Raw genomic sequence first — 816 nt, 5'->3', positions numbered from 1 at the left:
AGCTGACGCTCGACATCACGCATCACCCGCCCAACGCGCGAGCGCAACGTGCGCAGCGCCTTCTTCATGCGCTTGTACTGCTTCGCATGCGCGTAGCGGCCAATCTGACGCGCCAGGTGCGGCGCGTCGCGGTTGTAGTTCTGCCGCAGCTTCAACCCGTGCCGTGCCGCAGCCTTCACCAGATGTTCGCGACACCGTTCGAGCAGACGCGAATCGGTTGGATGGGCGACCGCCTTTTGCATGACCGTCGTGTCAACGATTACGCGCTTTGCGCTTGAAGCCTTGATAACGCCCGCGCGCTTCGCCGCTTCGATCGTCTCGGCCAGCAGTTCTTCAACTCCGGCTTCGCCCAGACGCTTGCGCCAGCGGGTCAGGCTCGACGGATCGATCGGCGGCTCGGTCTGCAAAAACGTTTCGCCCGTAAAGACCTGCCAATACGGATTTTCCGCCCATTGCCAGACCACTTCCTCGTCCGACAGATCGAACGCATGCTGGAGATACAACAAACCAGCAATCAACCTCGGTGAGGTGGCCGGCCGACCTTTGCGAGAGACGAAGCTTGCGCTCATCGACGCATTCAATCCATCCCAGTTGATCAGATCGGTCAGACGCACCAGCGGATGCTTCAGGTTGATCTGCTCGCGCAGAGGATGCCGGAACAAATCGCCTTCGCTCACCACTGCTTTCGGACCCATCCAGACCTCGACAGAATTTGCAGGAAATTACCCATAAAATGCCAGGTTCCTGCAAATGCATCAACCACTTTCCGCTTTAAACCCTTGTTGCACAGGGCTCTTCGAATTTTTCAGACCCGAC

At 58.3% G+C, this 816-nt stretch carries 1 protein-coding gene; it reads right to left on the bottom strand.

The window, feature by feature from the left end; translation table 11 throughout:
* Nucleotides 1-695, bottom strand: a 695-nt coding sequence (locus AB3X95_RS38920; protein WP_368624003.1) for an IS5 family transposase, incomplete at its 3' end; no start/stop codon positions are given.
* Between the last annotated feature and the right edge of the window lie 121 nt (nt 696-816).

The organism is Paraburkholderia sp. BR13444, from assembly GCF_040948755.1.
Taxonomy (GTDB): Bacteria; Pseudomonadota; Gammaproteobacteria; order Burkholderiales; family Burkholderiaceae; genus Paraburkholderia; species Paraburkholderia youngii.
This window is presented reverse-complemented; position numbering and strand designations above follow the sequence as displayed.